This is a genomic window from Algoriphagus sp. AK58 (genome assembly GCF_014324365.1).
In the GTDB taxonomy this organism is placed as follows: Bacteria; Bacteroidota; Bacteroidia; order Cytophagales; family Cyclobacteriaceae; genus Algoriphagus.
This window is the reverse complement of sequence record NZ_QEIG01000010.1, coordinates 116,658-131,678: the sequence shown is the minus strand read 5'-3', so window position 1 is coordinate 131,678 and position 15,021 is coordinate 116,658. Positions and strand designations below refer to the sequence as shown.

Sequence of the window (15,021 nt, the reverse complement as noted above, 5' to 3'; positions counted from 1 at the left end):
CCAACCGCTCAAAAAAAAGACCGGTGATCCGGTCCAATTTACTTTTGTATTACCACTTCAAAGGTAGCAGGTGAATAGGATGCAAATCCTGGAACAGGCTTGCAATCAGGCAACTTCCTGATCATATGATCCAATCTCTCTTTCAATCCTTTGTCAACGTCTCCAATTACTTCAAATCCAGAAACCCTTCCTCTGGAATTTACCTGAACAAGAAGTCTAACTTCGTCCACCTCCTGGCTTTTTTTAGTTCTGAATAGAAATGGCGAATAACTGTCCATCATTTCAAGGGTATATTCAGGCCATACCCAATGGGAATTTAGGTTTCTGGCAATATTCTCTTCAATTACCGTAAGGGACTCTACATTCAAATCCTGCGGTGCAGAAAATTCCAGAGCAGCCGGCATGTCTGAAGTTTTGTTTTTCAAAGTCAGCTTATTGAAATGAACCAAGGCTATCGGTGGCTCGGAAGCTTCCAGGTTTTGTTGGGCAAAAGCATACCCAAAATTGATAGGAAGCGTAAGGAAAACTCCCAAACTCAATACCACTATAAGTCGCTTAAAATTTCTGTTGCCTTTCATACAGACAAAAGTAAACTCAAAAACACATTAAAAAAAATTTGAAATGCATTTTTTTGCATTTTAAATTAAAGTTAGTGCAATAAAAAAGTCTTGCCACTGGCAAGACCCTTTTCAGAATATAAACCCAAATATAACTTTAGAGATTAAAAGTTTTCAAAGTTGAAAGTTAAATATTTGGCTTAATGGTAGTTAACAAACTTTAAAGGATATCAAAACTACTTGCGCCAAATTTTCAACTGAAATTAATCTACAAGCCCAAAGTAAATATATTTTGACTTGAATTACAAATTGAAAAAATAATTTTGCAATATTTTGAACAATTTCTAATTTCCCGCATCCTTTATTAACAATCATCTAAATCCTATTCAGGAAAATGGACAAAATTTTAGATATCGACAACATAGACCTAAAAATCATCTCTCTTCTCAATGAGGATGCAAAAACCCCCTACACCGAAATTGCCAAGAAGGTTTTCGTGTCTTCAGGCACAGTCCACGTGCGTATGAAAAAGTTAGAGGATATGGGGATTGTTAAAAGCGCCACACTCAACATTGACTTTTCTAAGCTTGGCTATGATATTTCCGCATTCCTTGGCATTTATCTTGAAAAAAGCTCTCTTTATGACAACGTAATTGAAAAGCTCAAGGAAATCACTGAAGTCGTCAGTGCCTACTACACCACTGGCAATTATTCCATTTTCGCCAAAATCATTTGCCGGGACACCAACCACCTCCGATTAGTTCTTGATAAAATCCAAAAAGTGGATGGAATTGACAGAACAGAAACTTTGATTGTGTTGGAAGAAAGTATCAACAGACCAATTCAGTTTTTCGACAAAGAAAAGTAATGCAATTTAGATTAAATCTAAATTAAATAACAGTCCCCAAAAAGGATTATAAAATCAAAAGGCCAAGAAAAATTCTTGGCCTTTTGATTTTATCCAAATTTTATCAACTAATTACCATTCAAGCACTTAACTATTTCTCCTCAAAGAATATTACAATATGTCATAGATTTTTAACATGGCATCGAACATATTTTTTTGTTTAGATGTTGTACCTTCGCAATCAAAATATAATTAGTCTAAATAACTCAGCACATGAGCAAAGACAATCAGATTTTAGAGGAACTAACGTCAAAAGAATACGAGCATGGCTGGTCGGTAGATTATGAAGCCGATGAAGCCCCTGCGGGTCTCAATGAAGATATCATCCGTTGGATTTCTGCCAAAAAAGAAGAACCAGAGTGGCTTTTAGATTGGAGGCTTAAGGCATTCAGAACTTGGCAAAATATGAGCGAGCCGGAATGGGCTAACGTACACTATCCTAAAGTTGATTTTCAGGCCTTAAAATATTACTCCGCACCCAAGCAAGCCAAAAAACCGAAAAATCTCGACGAGGTAGATCCCGAACTGATTGCAATCTATGAACGATTGGGAATCTCTCTGAATGAGCAAAAAAGACTTCAGGGAATCGCGGTAGATGCGGTTTTGGACTCTGTATCGGTTGCTACGACTTTTAAAGATACGCTGGGCAAACTGGGAATCATATTTTGTTCCTTTAGCGAAGCAGTCAAAGAGCATCCCGAGCTGGTAAAAAAATATTTGGGATCAGTAGTCCCTATGACTGACAACTACTACGCTGCTTTAAACTCAGCTGTGTTTTCAGACGGTTCTTTCTGCTACATTCCAAAAGGTGTAAGATGCCCTATGGAGCTATCCACCTATTTCCGAATCAATGCTGCAAATACTGGTCAGTTTGAAAGAACGTTGATCGTTGCTGATGAATCTTCCTACGTATCTTATTTGGAAGGATGTACTGCCCCTCAGCGGGATGAGAATCAACTTCATGCGGCCGTGGTGGAAATCTATGCTGCTTCTCATGCTGAAGTTAAGTATTCCACTGTCCAAAACTGGTTTCCTGGTGATAAAGAAGGAAAAGGAGGAATTTTCAACTTCGTGACCAAAAGAGGAATCTGTGCAGGTGATCATTCTAAGATCTCATGGACCCAAGTGGAAACGGGTTCAGCTGTGACTTGGAAATATCCTTCTTGCATCCTTAAAGGAGACTATTCCATCGGAGAGTTCTACTCTGTCGCCGTCACTAATAACTACCAGCAGGCAGATACAGGGACCAAAATGATTCACATCGGTAAAAACACCAAGTCAAGGATCGTTTCCAAAGGTATTTCTGCCGGAAAATCCCAAAACTCCTACAGAGGACAAGTGCAGGTAATGAAGCGTGCTGACAATGCAAGAAACTTCTCCCAATGCGACTCGTTGCTGATGGGAGACAGATGTGGAGCACATACTTTCCCTTATATCGACATCAACAATCCGACGGCAAAGGTGGAGCATGAAGCCACTACCTCAAAAATCGGTGAGGACCAGATTTTCTATTGCAATCAGCGAGGAATCGCTACAGAAGATGCAGTTGCTTTGATCGTAAATGGCTACGCTAAAGAAGTCTTAAACCAACTTCCTATGGAATTTGCGGTAGAAGCCCAAAAGCTTCTGGCGCTTACCCTTGAGGGTTCAGTTGGTTAATCCGATTGAAAAATTGGACTATTGAAAAATTGAAAAATCAGAAACATGTTAAGTATAAAAAACCTCCACGCATCCATCGAAGGAAACGAAATCCTGAGAGGTATCAATCTTGAAGTAAAAGCTGGCGAAGTTCACGCGATCATGGGACCAAACGGTTCGGGTAAATCCACTTTGGCCTCAGTTCTTGCCGGTCGTGAAGAATACGAAGTGACCGAGGGAGAAGTGATATTCCAAGGAAAAGATCTATTGGAACTTGCTCCTGAGGACCGTGCAAGAGAAGGTGTGTTCTTGGCATTTCAATATCCTGTAGAAATCCCGGGAGTTTCTTCTACCAACTTTCTGAGGACAGCTCTCAATCAAGTCCGCGAATACAGAGGACTAGAGCCATTGGACGCCGTGAAGTTTCTTTCACTGATGAAAGAAAAAATGGCTCTGGTGGAAATCGACCAGAAACTACTCAGCCGCTCTCTCAATGAGGGCTTTTCCGGAGGTGAGAAAAAAAGAAATGAGATCTTCCAAATGGCTATGCTTGAACCTACGCTTTCCATTTTGGATGAAACCGACTCAGGATTGGATATTGACGCCTTGAGGATCGTATCCAATGGAGTGAATAAATTGAAATCAGACAAGACGGCTACCATAGTCGTGACTCACTACCAGCGATTGTTGGACTATATCGTTCCTGATTATGTACACGTACTGTACAAAGGACGAATTGTAAAGTCCGGCACTAAGGAGCTCGCGCTAGAACTTGAAGAAAAAGGCTACGACTGGATCAAAGAAGAAGTCGATTCTGCTGCCACTGTTTGAACTCAAAACCATATCTCATGAGTACCTTGACCCAACAAGATACATTTCAAGGGCTTTTTGCGGCAGCTCCGGAAAACTTCCTTTCCATTCGCACTTTAGGAAAAGAAAGCTTTCTTTCTCAGGGTCTGCCAGCAGTAAAAGCCGAAGAATATAAATTCACCAACCTAAGCAAGAAGCTGGAGAACGCTATTAAAAGCTTCTCCCCTGCCCTTTCTTTTGAAATCACAGATAGCCAAGTCAAATCCGCTTTATTTGATGGCTTTGAAGGTGATGTACTGGTTTTTGTAAATGGATTATTTCTTCCAGAACTCTCCTCTTCCATAGAAGGAATAGAAGTTGCCAAACTTTCCGAAAAGCCTGAAGCTGCTCTTGGAAGTATTGCCAAAGCCTCCAAGGATCCTTTTGCTGCACTTAATCAAGCTTCTTTTGCTGATGGAATTTTTATTTCAGTACCAAAAAAGGCTAACATAGAAAAACCAATTCTACTGCTTTCTTTCAACAAAGAAAACGTGGGACAGGTGATTCAGCCTAGAATTTGGATTGAAGTGGGGGATTTTGCGGAGGTTACTTTCCTTGATCAAAGCATTAGCCTGAATGATTCCTCCTACTTTATTAACAAAGTAGTGGAAATCAAAGGGGGAGTCAATTCCCAAATCAACTATTACAGACTTCAAAACGAATCAAAAAACACCATTGAGGTCAGCAATATTGAAACCGACATTCAAAAAGATGCAAAATTCACCTCGGTGAATATTTCTCTTTCTGGAGACATGGTAAGAAATAACTTGAGTCTGAATCTCCTGGGAAGCAATTCAGAAGGAAATATGTTCGGTGTGTACTTACTCAACGGTAAAACTCACGTGGACAATCATACCAATGTAGATCATACCATCCCTCACGCTGAATCGAACGAGCTCTACAAAGGAATTCTCGCTGACCAAAGCAGGGGAGTTTTCAATGGAAAGATCTTTGTCCGTCAGGATGCTCAAAAAACCAACGCTTTCCAGCAGAACAACAACATCCTCTTATCCGAAGACGCGATCGTCAACACCAAGCCCCAATTGGAAATTTGGGCGGATGATGTGAAATGCTCTCACGGCTGTACCGTTGGCCAATTGGATGAAGAAGCGCTTTTCTACCTTCAGGCAAGAGGAATAGACAAGACTTCCGCAAAGGGTCTCTTGCTTTATGCTTTCGCAGGAGAGGTGCTTGAAAAAATCGAAGAAGAAAGCTTCCGCAACCATGTCGTGAACCTGATTCAGGAGCGTTTGGGAAGCAAATTCTAATCCCATGAGTTTCAATTTGGATCAAATCAGGGGCTTGTTTCCTGTGCTTCACCAAGAAGTGCACGGCAAGCCCTTGATTTATTTTGACAATGCCGCGACCACTCAAAAGCCAAAGGCTGTTTTAAAAGCCTTGCAGGAATACTACGAAAAGGACAACTCAAACATCCATCGTGGTGCTCATGCCTTGGCCGACAGAGCAACTCGCTATTATGAAGAGACTCGGGAAGCTGTCAGAGATTTTATCGGTGCAAGAGAGGCTGCAGAAATCATTTTCACCAAAGGGACTACCGAAAGCATCAACTTGGTGGCACAGACGTTTGGGAGAAAATTCATCGGAAAAGGAGATGAAATCATTATCTCAACCATGGAGCATCATAGCAACATTGTACCTTGGCAGATGCTCTGTGAAGAAAAAGGGGCGATTCTAAAGGTCATTCCGATCAACGAAGCGGGTGAAATTCTTTGGAAAGAATTTGAGAAACTTCTGACTCCCAACACCAAGCTGGTAAGCATCGTCCATGCTTCCAATGCACTAGGCACGATCAATCCTGTAAAGGAAGTAATAGAGGCTGCCCACGCTTTGGGTGCAAAAGTATTGCTGGACGGAGCGCAGTCCACTTCCCATCTCGATATCGATGTACTGGATTTGAACTGTGACTTTCTGGCCTTTTCAGCTCATAAGCTTTATGGACCGACGGGCCTTGGAGTGCTTTACGGAAAAAGGGAAGTTTTGGAAGAAATGCCTCCTTTCCTCGGAGGAGGGGAAATGATCAAAGAGGTGACGTTTGAAAAAACAACCTACAATGAGATTCCTTTCAAGTTTGAAGCAGGCACGCCTAATATTGCTGATGTGATTGCTTTCAAAGCAGCCTTAGATTTCGTTCAGAGCCTAACCAAAACCAAAATAAGAGCCCATGAGGATGCACTTCTGGCCCATGCGAATGAACTGATGAGTGGAATCAAAGGATTTATTCCCGTAGGAACTGCTTCCGAAAAAGTCTCTGTTTTATCTTTTAACATCAACGGCATGCATCCTTTTGATGTAGGACAAATGCTGGATGCAAAAGGAATTGCAGTTCGCACAGGCCATCACTGTACGCAACCTTTGATGAAACGATTTGGAATCGAGGGAACTGTAAGAGCCTCCTTTGCGGTTTACAATACCAAATCAGAAATTGAAAAGCTGGCGGAGGGTGTCGCCCAAATCGCACGATTGAAAAACAAATGAGCACGATCAAGGAGGTACAGGACGAAATTGTTTCAGAATTTGAAATCCTGGGAGATGACAAAGAGTCCACCATTTTCTACATCATGGAATTGGGGGGAAACCTGAAACCATTCCCTGAGTCCGAGCGCAAAGAAGAAAACATTATCAAAGGGTGTCAGTCCAAAGTATGGCTGATAGCAGATGAAAAAGAGGGAAAAGTTCAGTTTCAGGCCGATTCAAATACGGACATCACCAAGGGACTGATTTCTCTTTTGATTCGCGTACTGGATAATCGAAGACCGGATGAAATTATTCATGCTGATCTGAATTTTATCCAAAAAATCGGAATGGGAAGTATCATCGGAAGCCAGCGATCCAATGGATTGGCTGCGATGATTAAGCAGATGAAACTTTACGCATTGGCTTTTCAAACCAAGCAAAACGCCTGATATGGAAGCGGAAAAACCTTTAGAAAGCACTACTCAAGTCGAAAACCTCCGCGATAAAGTCGTGGCTGCAATCAAGCAGGTATACGACCCTGAAATCCCAGTAGACGTCTATGAATTGGGCCTGATCTATGAGATTACCGTCTATCCGGTCAATAATGTGTATGTACAGATGACCCTGACTTCCCCCAACTGTCCTTCAGCTGAGTTCATTCCTTCTGAAGTCAAGGATAAAATCCAACAGATCATGGGAGTCAACAACGTGGAAGTAGAAGTGACATTTGATCCGCCCTACTCTCAGGACATGATGTCTGAAGTGGCCAAACTCGAATTAGGATTTCTTTAAAACCGTACTATAAAAACTCAACAATATGTATCCTGAAGAATTAATTGCTCCGATGAGGGCAGAACTTTCCAATGTAGGATTCCAGGAGTTCCGTACTGCCGAGCAGGTAGCTGAGCACCTTGGCCCTAATCACAAAGGAACCACTTTCGTGGTTGTCAATTCCGTGTGTGGCTGCGCTGCAGGTGCCGCTCGTCCGGGTGTAAGGTATGCTTTGGAAAATGCTTCCAAGAAACCAACTACACTTGCGACAGTTTTTGCCGGAAACGACCGTGAGGCAGTAGCTAAGGTACGCGAATTGGTTTTGCCTTACCCTCCATCTTCTCCTGCAATGGCCTTGTTCAAGGACGGAGAATTGGTTCACTTCATCGAGCGTCACCACATTGAAGGAAGAAACGCCAAAATGATCGGTGACCATTTGGTAGAAGTTTTCGAACATTTCTGCGATTAATTGAAGCCCTTCGGGGCTTTTTTTATCCAACTTCAACAAAGATTATCAAAGTCATTAATTCCTTTAATAATGAAAGTCTCGTAAAGCACTTTATTTTCAAAGAGTTAAAAAAGCGTCCTATCGCTTATCTATTTGATAAATAATATTGAGCTTGCTTATGGAATAAAAACCTTAAAAAATGGTCAATTTTATTAACTTAAGCGCGATTTTAGAGTTTTCATTAAAATAAAATCCAAACTAACAATATATGTCTGACTCCGCAAAGCTGTCTTTTAAAGGGCAGGAATTTGAATTCCCGGTGATTACCGGAACTGAAGATGAAAGCGCAATTGATGTAGGAAAACTTCGAGATGTTACCGGACTCATCACCCTTGATCCTGGTTACAAAAACACCGGAGCTACAAAAAGTGCAATTACTTTTTTGGATGGTGAGCAAGGAGTATTAAGATACCGTGGATACCGAATTGAAGACCTCTCCAAAAAAGCAAGCTTCTTAGAAGTAGCTTATTTGCTGATTTACGGAGAACTTCCAACTCAGGCGGAGTATGATAAATTCACCAGGGAAATTACCCTTCATACTTTGGTGCATGAAGACATCAAAAAAATCTTGGCTGGATTCCCATCCAATGCACACCCAATGGGAGTATTGTCATCCTTGATTTGTTCTCTTTCTGCATTTTATCCAGATTCTCTCAATCCCAACCAAACAGAAGAGGAAGTAAATCTTAGCATCATCCGATTACTGGCCAAAATGCCAACTTTCGCAGCTTGGGCATTCAAAAACAAGGTCGGACATCCTGTAAACTATCCTGACAACTCGCTGGATTATTGTTCCAATTTCCTGAAAATGATGTTTGCACTTCCTGCTGAGAAGTACGAAGTGGATCCTATCGTAGCCACTGCGCTGGATAAACTTTTGATTCTTCATGCAGACCATGAGCAAAACTGCTCAACTTCCACAGTTAGAATGGTGGGATCCTCTCAAGCCTCGATCTATGCGTCTATTTCTGCGGGAATTAACGCCCTTTGGGGACCACTTCACGGAGGAGCCAATCAGTCAGTGATCGAAATGCTCGAAGCTATCAAAGCTGACGGAGGCGATGCCAAAAAATACCTGGACAAAGCAAAAGACAAAAACGATCCTTTCCGATTGATGGGCTTTGGACATCGTGTTTACAAGAACTTCGATCCAAGAGCTAAAATAATCAAGCAAGCTGCTGATGAGGTTTTGGGAAGATTGGGAGTCTCTGACCCTGTATTGGATATCGCAAAAGAACTTGAGCATGCAGCGCTCAACGACCAATATTTCATTGACAGAAAACTCTATCCAAACGTAGACTTCTACTCTGGCATTATCTATCGTGCCTTGGGTATCCCTACCGATATGTTCACGGTCATGTTTGCTTTGGGCCGTCTGCCCGGTTGGATTGCACAATGGAAAGAAATGAGAGAGCAAAAGGAACCTATTGGAAGACCACGCCAAGTGTATGTTGGACCTAAAGAGCGTGACTACGTTTTCATCAATAAGCGTTAATCTTATCAAAAAATAGCCAAAAGCCATCCCTTTTCCGGGATGGCTTTTTTGATTTCCTCCTTTCAAAAATTTGAAAGAAACCTCATATTTGGAAACTCAAAACGCATATTTCAGTTTACCATGAAACCAACTACACTCGAGGAAGCCATTGCCCTCACCGAAAAATTTACCACAAGACCAACCAATGAAGAACTTCTACGTCTCTACGGACTTTACAAACAGGCCACTGAAGGGGATAATAAGGAAGAAAGGCCAGGAGGTTTTGACTTCAAAGCAGCCGCAAAATACAATGCTTGGTTAATACTGAAAGGGAAATCGAAAGAGGAGGCAACTCAGGCTTACGTAGACCTGGTGGAAGAGCTTTCAAAAAAATACATTTAATCGAAAAGCCTGAATTCAAAATTCAGGCTTCTGTTTTATTGAAATCTGTATAACCACTTTTTTACCAGAAGGCTTAACTAGCTTAAGAAATTTCTCGAAAAGGTTGAAATCTGGAATCCTTCAGTCTTCGGTCTTCGGTCGCCTGTGCTGAGCACCTTACCGACGAGAGTCGGGAAGTTCGAAGCATCCGCCCCATTAATCAAAGAGTATTTGGCTAATGGTGCAATTGCGAACAATCATATATTGAAAATAGTGAATTGAAGAATTTATTTTGGCTTATTCCTTTTTCAAAGAATTTCATAATTCAATTTTCTATTAAAATCAGTTTTCATAAAATTTTCTTGTTTAATTAGCTTAGAAAAATTCCAGCAATGCGTGAGGTTTATGAACTGTAAAAAAATTTGGGCTGATCAAATTTATAGGCCTCTAAAAAAAGGATTTTTACCAGTCTGCCTCCTTTCAGTTGTATCTCTTTTGGTAATGATTGAGGTGAGAGGCCAAGTACAAAATTTAACTCAATTCAACACCCAGAATTCTGCCGAACTACCACTCCCACTTGATACAAATTCCAAATCGGAATTTATCCGCAAGGTCCAAAATGAGGGAGAGTCAGAGTATATCAAAAGTCAGGAAAAATTTGAAAGCCGGAAAGTCTATCTCAAACAACACGCTCTGATTACAGAGCTGAAGAATGAGAATTTTCGAGTCAAGGCCCTTCTGAATACTGGAATTGGGTACAAAGAAATAAAGTCAAAAATGGCCGAATTTCAGGAGTTGATTCCCAAAGTCCTTCGGGGCATTTATTATGGAGATGCGTTGGAGCTGCAAACGGAAAGAAACCTGACTGTCTCTGCGGCTATTTTTCAGGAAATGCTAGATGAATTGTTAGAGGAAAAAAAGAAGGTGGATGAATTCGCTTCAGTTCTCCGTCTTTCCCAATACCGAATCGATTCGATTTCGGCCGAAAAAGATCTTTACCTATTTCCTTCAGATTCACTTCAGACTCGACAGTATTCATTTCTTCTGGTCGAAATAGCCAAAGAAATGAAACCAGTGGAAGATTCACTAATGAAGTATAGCGGAAAATTGGACAGTATCCAGACTTCCCTTAATGAAATGGTCTTTGACCTAAATACCCAAATTGAGAGCTTGGAATTGATAAGAAGAAACCTTAACGCATCAATTTTCGAAAAGGAAATCCCTGATGATCAAGGCTCTAAATTTCATCAAAGGCCCCTTTCAGAGGCAATCTCCTATTCCTACACCAAAGAAAAACTTGCTCTCATTTTTTACCTGAGGCTATATCAGACTAGATTACTGATGATGGCATTTTTGATTCTTATCTCCTGGATTTTCATCAAGACTCTTAAAAACCGAATTGGTTTACTGAATGAGCAGGATATTCACGAAGATGGAAAAGTGATTTTAATACATCCACTCCTTTCTTCAATTGTTATTGTAATCGGTTGTTTTCAATTTTTCTTCCCTAGTCCACCCTTTATTTTCTATTGGCTTATTTGGTTTCTCGCTTCCATTTCCATTACCCTGATTTTTTCGAATTTTCTAAAAAGCTTTTGGTTTTTCTTCTGGGTGTTCACTGTCTTGATATTCCTTCTTTCAGGAATCGCAAATTTGATTTTGTTGCCCACCGCAGAGGAAAGATACCTGTTGATTGCGCTCTCTCTTATTGGTATTTTGTTTTTGGCCTCGACATTTATCAAAAATAAAACCGATCAGCTTAAAGAAAAGAGAATCGTCTATTTTATTTATTTCATGGGATTTTTTGAATTGGTTTCTCTGGTCCTGAACCTTGCCGGAAGATTCAATCTATCGAAATCGTTTTTGGTAGCAGGATACATTGGAATTGTGGTGGGTATCCTCCTTCTATGGACAGTCCGATTAATCAATCAAGGCCTGTCCATTGCCACCAAAATCTATCACAATCAGGAAAAAGAACTGTTCTTTATCAATTTTGACAGACTTGGAAACAGGGCTCCTGGAATTTTTTACACCTTCTTGATCTTTGGATGGGTAGTTTTGGTAGGAAAAAATTTCTATAGCTTTTCCCAGATTTCATTGTCTATCAATGAGTTTCTAAACGAAAAGCGAATGATCGGATCCTATGAATTTTCAATCAACGGACTTTTCGTGTTTTTGATCATTCTATTGGTTTCAGTCATGATTTCCAGACTATTATCCATTTTTGCAGCAGACCCCGAGACCAGTAATTCCCAGGAAAAGCGAAAGCGGATCAGTTTTGGAAGCTGGCTTTTATTGGTTCAGATCTTTGTGATCTCATTGGGTTTGTTTCTGGCTTTTGCCGCATCAGGGATACCTTTAGACAAAATCACCATCATTCTGGGGGCATTATCGGTAGGCATTGGCCTTGGACTTCAGGGATTGGTCAATAACCTAGTCAGCGGATTGATTCTCGCATTTGAAAAGACTGTGAAAGTGGGGGATTTGATCGAAATAGACGGAAAACCGGGAATCATGAAATCAATCGGATTTCGAAGCAGCGTAGTCAGCATGTTTGAAGGACCCAGCGTTGTCATCCCAAATGGAGATCTGATCAGCAAACAATTGATTAACTGGACCACGGGAAAAGGGCGAAAACTAAGTGCCATCATAGGGGTGGCTTACGGTACAGATCTGCAAATAGCCGTCCGGCTCCTAAGGGAAATCATTGCAGAAGATTCGAGGATAAGAACGAATCCATCTCCAAGAGTAGTTCCAGTAGAGTTTACCGATAGTAGTATTGACATTGAGGTGACTTTTTGGGTCAATACCTACTTTGACTATCCCTATGTCAAAGGTGATCTTATCAGCAAAGCCAATGAATTGTTCAAACAAAACGGAATTCAAATTCCTTTCCCTCAATTGGATTTGCATGTGAAGTCCAAATGAAAAGTGGATTTTCGAAATACAACTTAAGAAAGGAACGCTTCTCAGAACCTAAACCAGGGATAATTGTCGTTAATAAAATCAAGTGCCCTCGGTAATCCGTCACCTGGAAGAATTCCCAACTTGGGTAATACCGATGGATTCATCGGATAGGTTTTGCCGTCAAACTTCACCACCCGATATTCTCCTCCACTTAAAATAAAAAGGTCTCTAAATCCATTCGTCAAATCATCTGAAATCACTACCGGGTAGTCAGACACCGTAAATTTGGAAATCACCTCTCCCTGGTCATTCAAAATATATTGAGTACAACCTCCGGAACCACAAAAAAATGGGCCTGTAAGTCCTACCAAAATTTCCATGCTGTTGTCTCCATTTAGATCGAACTCAAAAAAAATGAATTTCCTGCTTAGAGAATCTACAATTCCTATTCTTAAATCCTCCGAGTAAAGTTGCTTCAATCGCTCTGCTACCATCACAGCTGTCGCTTCCGAAGAAGCATTAATCAGGTATTTGTCCCCAGGAATTTGATCGGTAGGATCTGGATCAAAATCGACTTTTTCCATGACTAGAGAATCAGGTGTTTCATTCACCATCTCCAAATCATTGGGAGATTTGGAGCCACATGCCCAAATAAAACACATCAAGGCAAAAAGGGGAAAGAAGATTTTCATGCTGGTTTGATTTAGAAAAAAGAAAAATTATTCCAGTGAAGTTAAGAAAAGAGCCTGATGTAGGAATAGCAAAAAAATCAAAAGAATAAATTGGACTACTACCGTCAACTTAAAGTCTTAACCCTTCCAAAATATCCCGCCAACATACTTCCCAAAATCAATTGCTGAATATGATAAAGCATCACCGGCAATAGCACCAAACCAAGCACGGCAGGATCCGGGAAAATCACCTTACCAATGACTACCCCATGTACCAGGGATTTGGTTGAACCGCTAAACAGGGCCGTAATTCTATCTCTAACCTCAAACTGGAAAAAAGCAGTGGTCAACCAAATGATCCCAGAGGCAAGAACCAAAATTCCAAGCATGATCCCGGCAACTTTTAAGAGGGTTAGGAATTCATAAGGGGAAAATACTTTTTGGGAAAAAGATTGGGCAAAGGAGGTAAATACGATCATCATAATCACAGTCTGATCCACATATTTCAACTTTGCAAAGTGGTTTTTCAGCTTTGGGAAGAGGGTTCCATGTAATAAAACCCCAAGGACAACAGGCATCACCACCTTCAAAGAAAGTTCGCCCAATGTTGGCAAAAAATCAATCTCTGCGCCTGTGGTACCTGCCAAGAATCCCATCCATGCTGGCGTAATCATTACTCCAAAAAGGCTGGAAATACTGGCATTAAAAATCGCAGCAGGCAAATTGCCCCCCGCGATCGAAACCATCACCACAGAGGCACTTACCGTAGAAGGCAAAGCGGACAAATAGCTGATACCCAATAGAAATTCTTCCTCAATCCACGGAGCTAAGCTTAGAAGCATTAAAACCAACAATGGAAAAAGCAAAAAAGTGGAAGCCTGAATAAGTAAATGCAGTTTCCAATTTTTCAATCCGGTTCTGATCTGAACGGGGTCTAGTTTTACGCCATAAAAGAAAAAGACCAAGGCAATTCCAACATTTATGATAGGTTTCCAAGGAAATGGCGATTCTGAAGAACCTGCTGAAGGAAACGTATATCCGAGAAAAATTGCGATAAAAAGACCTAACAAAAATCCATTGATACCTACTTTTTCCAGCGTTCTGACTAGTCGGAAACTCATGGGGTTTGGAGGCGCTTTAAGTTGTCACAAATAATTGCTGTGGCGATTGCAACATTAAGGGATTCTGCATTTCCGAATCCAGGGATGGTGATTCTACGGGTGATCCATTTTTCCAGCCCGGCCGAAATTCCATTTGATTCGTTACCCATAAGTATTATTCCGGGTTCGATCTGTGTGATCTGATGAAGATTTTCTCCCTTCAAAAAGGCTCCATAAACCGGCCGATTCCATTTGGAGAAAACCATGGTCAAGTCTTCATAAAAAAAACGAACACGGGTAAAGGATCCCATACTGGATTGAATCACTTTGGGATTGTAAAATTCTGCAGTCTGGGGTGAAAAAACCAACTTTCGTATTCCATACCAGTCAGCAATCCTGATGATCGTACCCAGGTTACCGGGATCTCTCACATTATCCAAAGCAATTGCAAATTCTCCTGAGCTAAGATCAAAGGAGGTATTTTCTTTCATTTGGACTATAGCAAGGGCACTTTCATTGCTCTGGTACTGTCCAAGACCTTCCAATTGATTTGGAGTTGCCGTGAAAACTTCTCCCTTGAAAGCTCTTAAAAGGTCACTGTTTCGGGTCTTAAATTCTTCTGTGGCAAAAACAGTTTCCACCAAAAAATCAGAATGGAGCACTTCTGTCACGCTTTTTCCCCCCTCAACAAAGAACTTTCCAGACTCGATTCGGTATTTTTTTTGATGTAAGGATTTTATAAACTTAACTGTATTTTTGCTTAGCATTCCCTCAGCTTATTCC

The 15,021-nt window shown here is 40.9% G+C and carries 15 protein-coding genes; 11 read left to right on the top strand and 4 right to left on the bottom strand.

Annotated elements, in window-relative coordinates; translation table 11 throughout:
* Positions 1–38: 38 nt before the first annotated feature.
* Entirely contained in the window at positions 39–578 is a 540-nt protein-coding gene (locus tag DDT91_RS11385) for a hypothetical protein (RefSeq protein ID WP_187176308.1), read from the bottom strand.
* A gap of 373 nt (positions 579–951) precedes the next feature.
* On the opposite strand from DDT91_RS11385, the gene DDT91_RS11380 reads away from it, so the two are divergent.
* The 11 genes from DDT91_RS11380 to DDT91_RS11330 all read left to right on the top strand — a co-directional run bounded on the left by DDT91_RS11380 (position 952) and on the right by DDT91_RS11330 (position 12,488).
* Positions 952–1,425: an Lrp/AsnC ligand binding domain-containing protein gene (locus DDT91_RS11380; protein ID WP_187176307.1), complete on the top strand. Its 474-nt coding sequence runs from the start codon at positions 952–954 to the stop codon at positions 1,423–1,425.
* Between the two features lie 252 nt (positions 1,426–1,677).
* A complete protein-coding gene (sufB, locus tag DDT91_RS11375) occupies positions 1,678–3,123 on the top strand; it encodes a Fe-S cluster assembly protein SufB (RefSeq protein ID WP_187176306.1) in 1,446 nt (481 codons plus the stop codon).
* 45 nt (positions 3,124–3,168) lie between these two features.
* The gene (gene sufC / locus DDT91_RS11370) at positions 3,169–3,933 is read left to right on the top strand and encodes a Fe-S cluster assembly ATPase SufC (RefSeq protein WP_187176305.1); all 765 of its coding nucleotides are present in this window, start codon (positions 3,169–3,171) and stop codon (positions 3,931–3,933) included.
* Between the two features lie 17 nt (positions 3,934–3,950).
* Positions 3,951–5,219, top strand: coding sequence for a Fe-S cluster assembly protein SufD (sufD, locus tag DDT91_RS11365; RefSeq protein WP_187176304.1), 1,269 nt, complete (start codon positions 3,951–3,953; stop codon positions 5,217–5,219).
* 4 nt (positions 5,220–5,223) lie between these two features.
* Positions 5,224–6,447 (top strand): cysteine desulfurase, encoded by a 1,224-nt coding sequence (locus DDT91_RS11360; protein WP_187176303.1) that lies wholly within the window; start codon positions 5,224–5,226, stop codon positions 6,445–6,447.
* The gene (locus DDT91_RS11355) at positions 6,444–6,875 is read left to right on the top strand and encodes a SufE family protein (RefSeq protein ID WP_187176302.1); all 432 of its coding nucleotides are present in this window, start codon (positions 6,444–6,446) and stop codon (positions 6,873–6,875) included. The genes DDT91_RS11360 and DDT91_RS11355 overlap by 4 nt, the downstream gene beginning before the upstream one ends.
* Position 6,876: 1 nt before the next feature.
* Complete coding sequence (locus DDT91_RS11350) at positions 6,877–7,218, top strand: iron-sulfur cluster assembly protein (protein ID WP_187176301.1); 342 nt, start codon at positions 6,877–6,879, stop codon at positions 7,216–7,218.
* Between the two features lie 25 nt (positions 7,219–7,243).
* On the top strand, positions 7,244–7,666 hold the full coding sequence (locus tag DDT91_RS11345; protein WP_187176300.1) for a BrxA/BrxB family bacilliredoxin: 423 nt from the start codon (positions 7,244–7,246) through the stop codon (positions 7,664–7,666).
* A gap of 247 nt (positions 7,667–7,913) precedes the next feature.
* On the top strand, positions 7,914–9,200 hold the full coding sequence (locus DDT91_RS11340) for a citrate synthase (protein ID WP_187176299.1): 1,287 nt from the start codon (positions 7,914–7,916) through the stop codon (positions 9,198–9,200).
* Positions 9,201–9,320: 120 nt separating this feature from the next.
* A complete protein-coding gene (locus DDT91_RS11335; protein ID WP_187176298.1) occupies positions 9,321–9,581 on the top strand; it encodes an acyl-CoA-binding protein in 261 nt (86 codons plus the stop codon).
* Positions 9,582–10,337: 756 nt separating this feature from the next.
* Positions 10,338–12,488, top strand: a complete 2,151-nt coding sequence (locus tag DDT91_RS11330; RefSeq protein ID WP_187176297.1) for a mechanosensitive ion channel domain-containing protein — start codon at positions 10,338–10,340, stop codon at positions 12,486–12,488.
* Positions 12,489–12,529: 41 nt separating this feature from the next.
* Here DDT91_RS11330 and DDT91_RS11325 read toward each other — a convergent pair whose 3' ends face one another.
* The 3 genes from DDT91_RS11325 to DDT91_RS11315 all read right to left on the bottom strand — a co-directional run bounded on the left by DDT91_RS11325 (position 12,530) and on the right by DDT91_RS11315 (position 14,909).
* Positions 12,530–13,159, bottom strand: coding sequence for a hypothetical protein (locus DDT91_RS11325; protein WP_187176296.1), 630 nt, complete (start codon positions 13,157–13,159; stop codon positions 12,530–12,532).
* Positions 13,160–13,263: 104 nt separating this feature from the next.
* Positions 13,264–14,259: a bile acid:sodium symporter family protein gene (locus tag DDT91_RS11320; RefSeq protein WP_187176295.1), complete on the bottom strand. Its 996-nt coding sequence runs from the start codon at positions 14,257–14,259 to the stop codon at positions 13,264–13,266.
* Positions 14,256–14,909 carry an RNA methyltransferase gene (locus tag DDT91_RS11315; protein WP_370539316.1) on the bottom strand — a complete coding sequence of 218 codons (654 nt, stop codon included), beginning with the start codon at positions 14,907–14,909 and terminating at the stop codon, positions 14,256–14,258. The genes DDT91_RS11320 and DDT91_RS11315 overlap by 4 nt, the downstream gene beginning before the upstream one ends.
* Positions 14,910–15,021 lie beyond the last annotated feature (112 nt).

Coding starts and splice junctions, on each gene's coding strand:
- DDT91_RS11385 (WP_187176308.1), bottom strand. CDS start 578: ATGAAAGGCAACAGAAATTTTAAGCGACTTATAGTGGTATTGAGTTTG.
- DDT91_RS11380 (WP_187176307.1), top strand. CDS start 952: ATGGACAAAATTTTAGATATCGACAACATAGACCTAAAAATCATCTCT.
- sufB (WP_187176306.1), top strand. CDS start 1,678: ATGAGCAAAGACAATCAGATTTTAGAGGAACTAACGTCAAAAGAATAC.
- sufC (WP_187176305.1), top strand. CDS start 3,169: ATGTTAAGTATAAAAAACCTCCACGCATCCATCGAAGGAAACGAAATC.
- sufD (WP_187176304.1), top strand. CDS start 3,951: ATGAGTACCTTGACCCAACAAGATACATTTCAAGGGCTTTTTGCGGCA.
- DDT91_RS11360 (WP_187176303.1), top strand. CDS start 5,224: ATGAGTTTCAATTTGGATCAAATCAGGGGCTTGTTTCCTGTGCTTCAC.
- DDT91_RS11355 (WP_187176302.1), top strand. CDS start 6,444: ATGAGCACGATCAAGGAGGTACAGGACGAAATTGTTTCAGAATTTGAA.
- DDT91_RS11350 (WP_187176301.1), top strand. CDS start 6,877: ATGGAAGCGGAAAAACCTTTAGAAAGCACTACTCAAGTCGAAAACCTC.
- DDT91_RS11345 (WP_187176300.1), top strand. CDS start 7,244: ATGTATCCTGAAGAATTAATTGCTCCGATGAGGGCAGAACTTTCCAAT.
- DDT91_RS11340 (WP_187176299.1), top strand. CDS start 7,914: ATGTCTGACTCCGCAAAGCTGTCTTTTAAAGGGCAGGAATTTGAATTC.
- DDT91_RS11335 (WP_187176298.1), top strand. CDS start 9,321: ATGAAACCAACTACACTCGAGGAAGCCATTGCCCTCACCGAAAAATTT.
- DDT91_RS11330 (WP_187176297.1), top strand. CDS start 10,338: ATGGCCGAATTTCAGGAGTTGATTCCCAAAGTCCTTCGGGGCATTTAT.
- DDT91_RS11325 (WP_187176296.1), bottom strand. CDS start 13,159: ATGAAAATCTTCTTTCCCCTTTTTGCCTTGATGTGTTTTATTTGGGCA.
- DDT91_RS11320 (WP_187176295.1), bottom strand. CDS start 14,259: ATGAGTTTCCGACTAGTCAGAACGCTGGAAAAAGTAGGTATCAATGGA.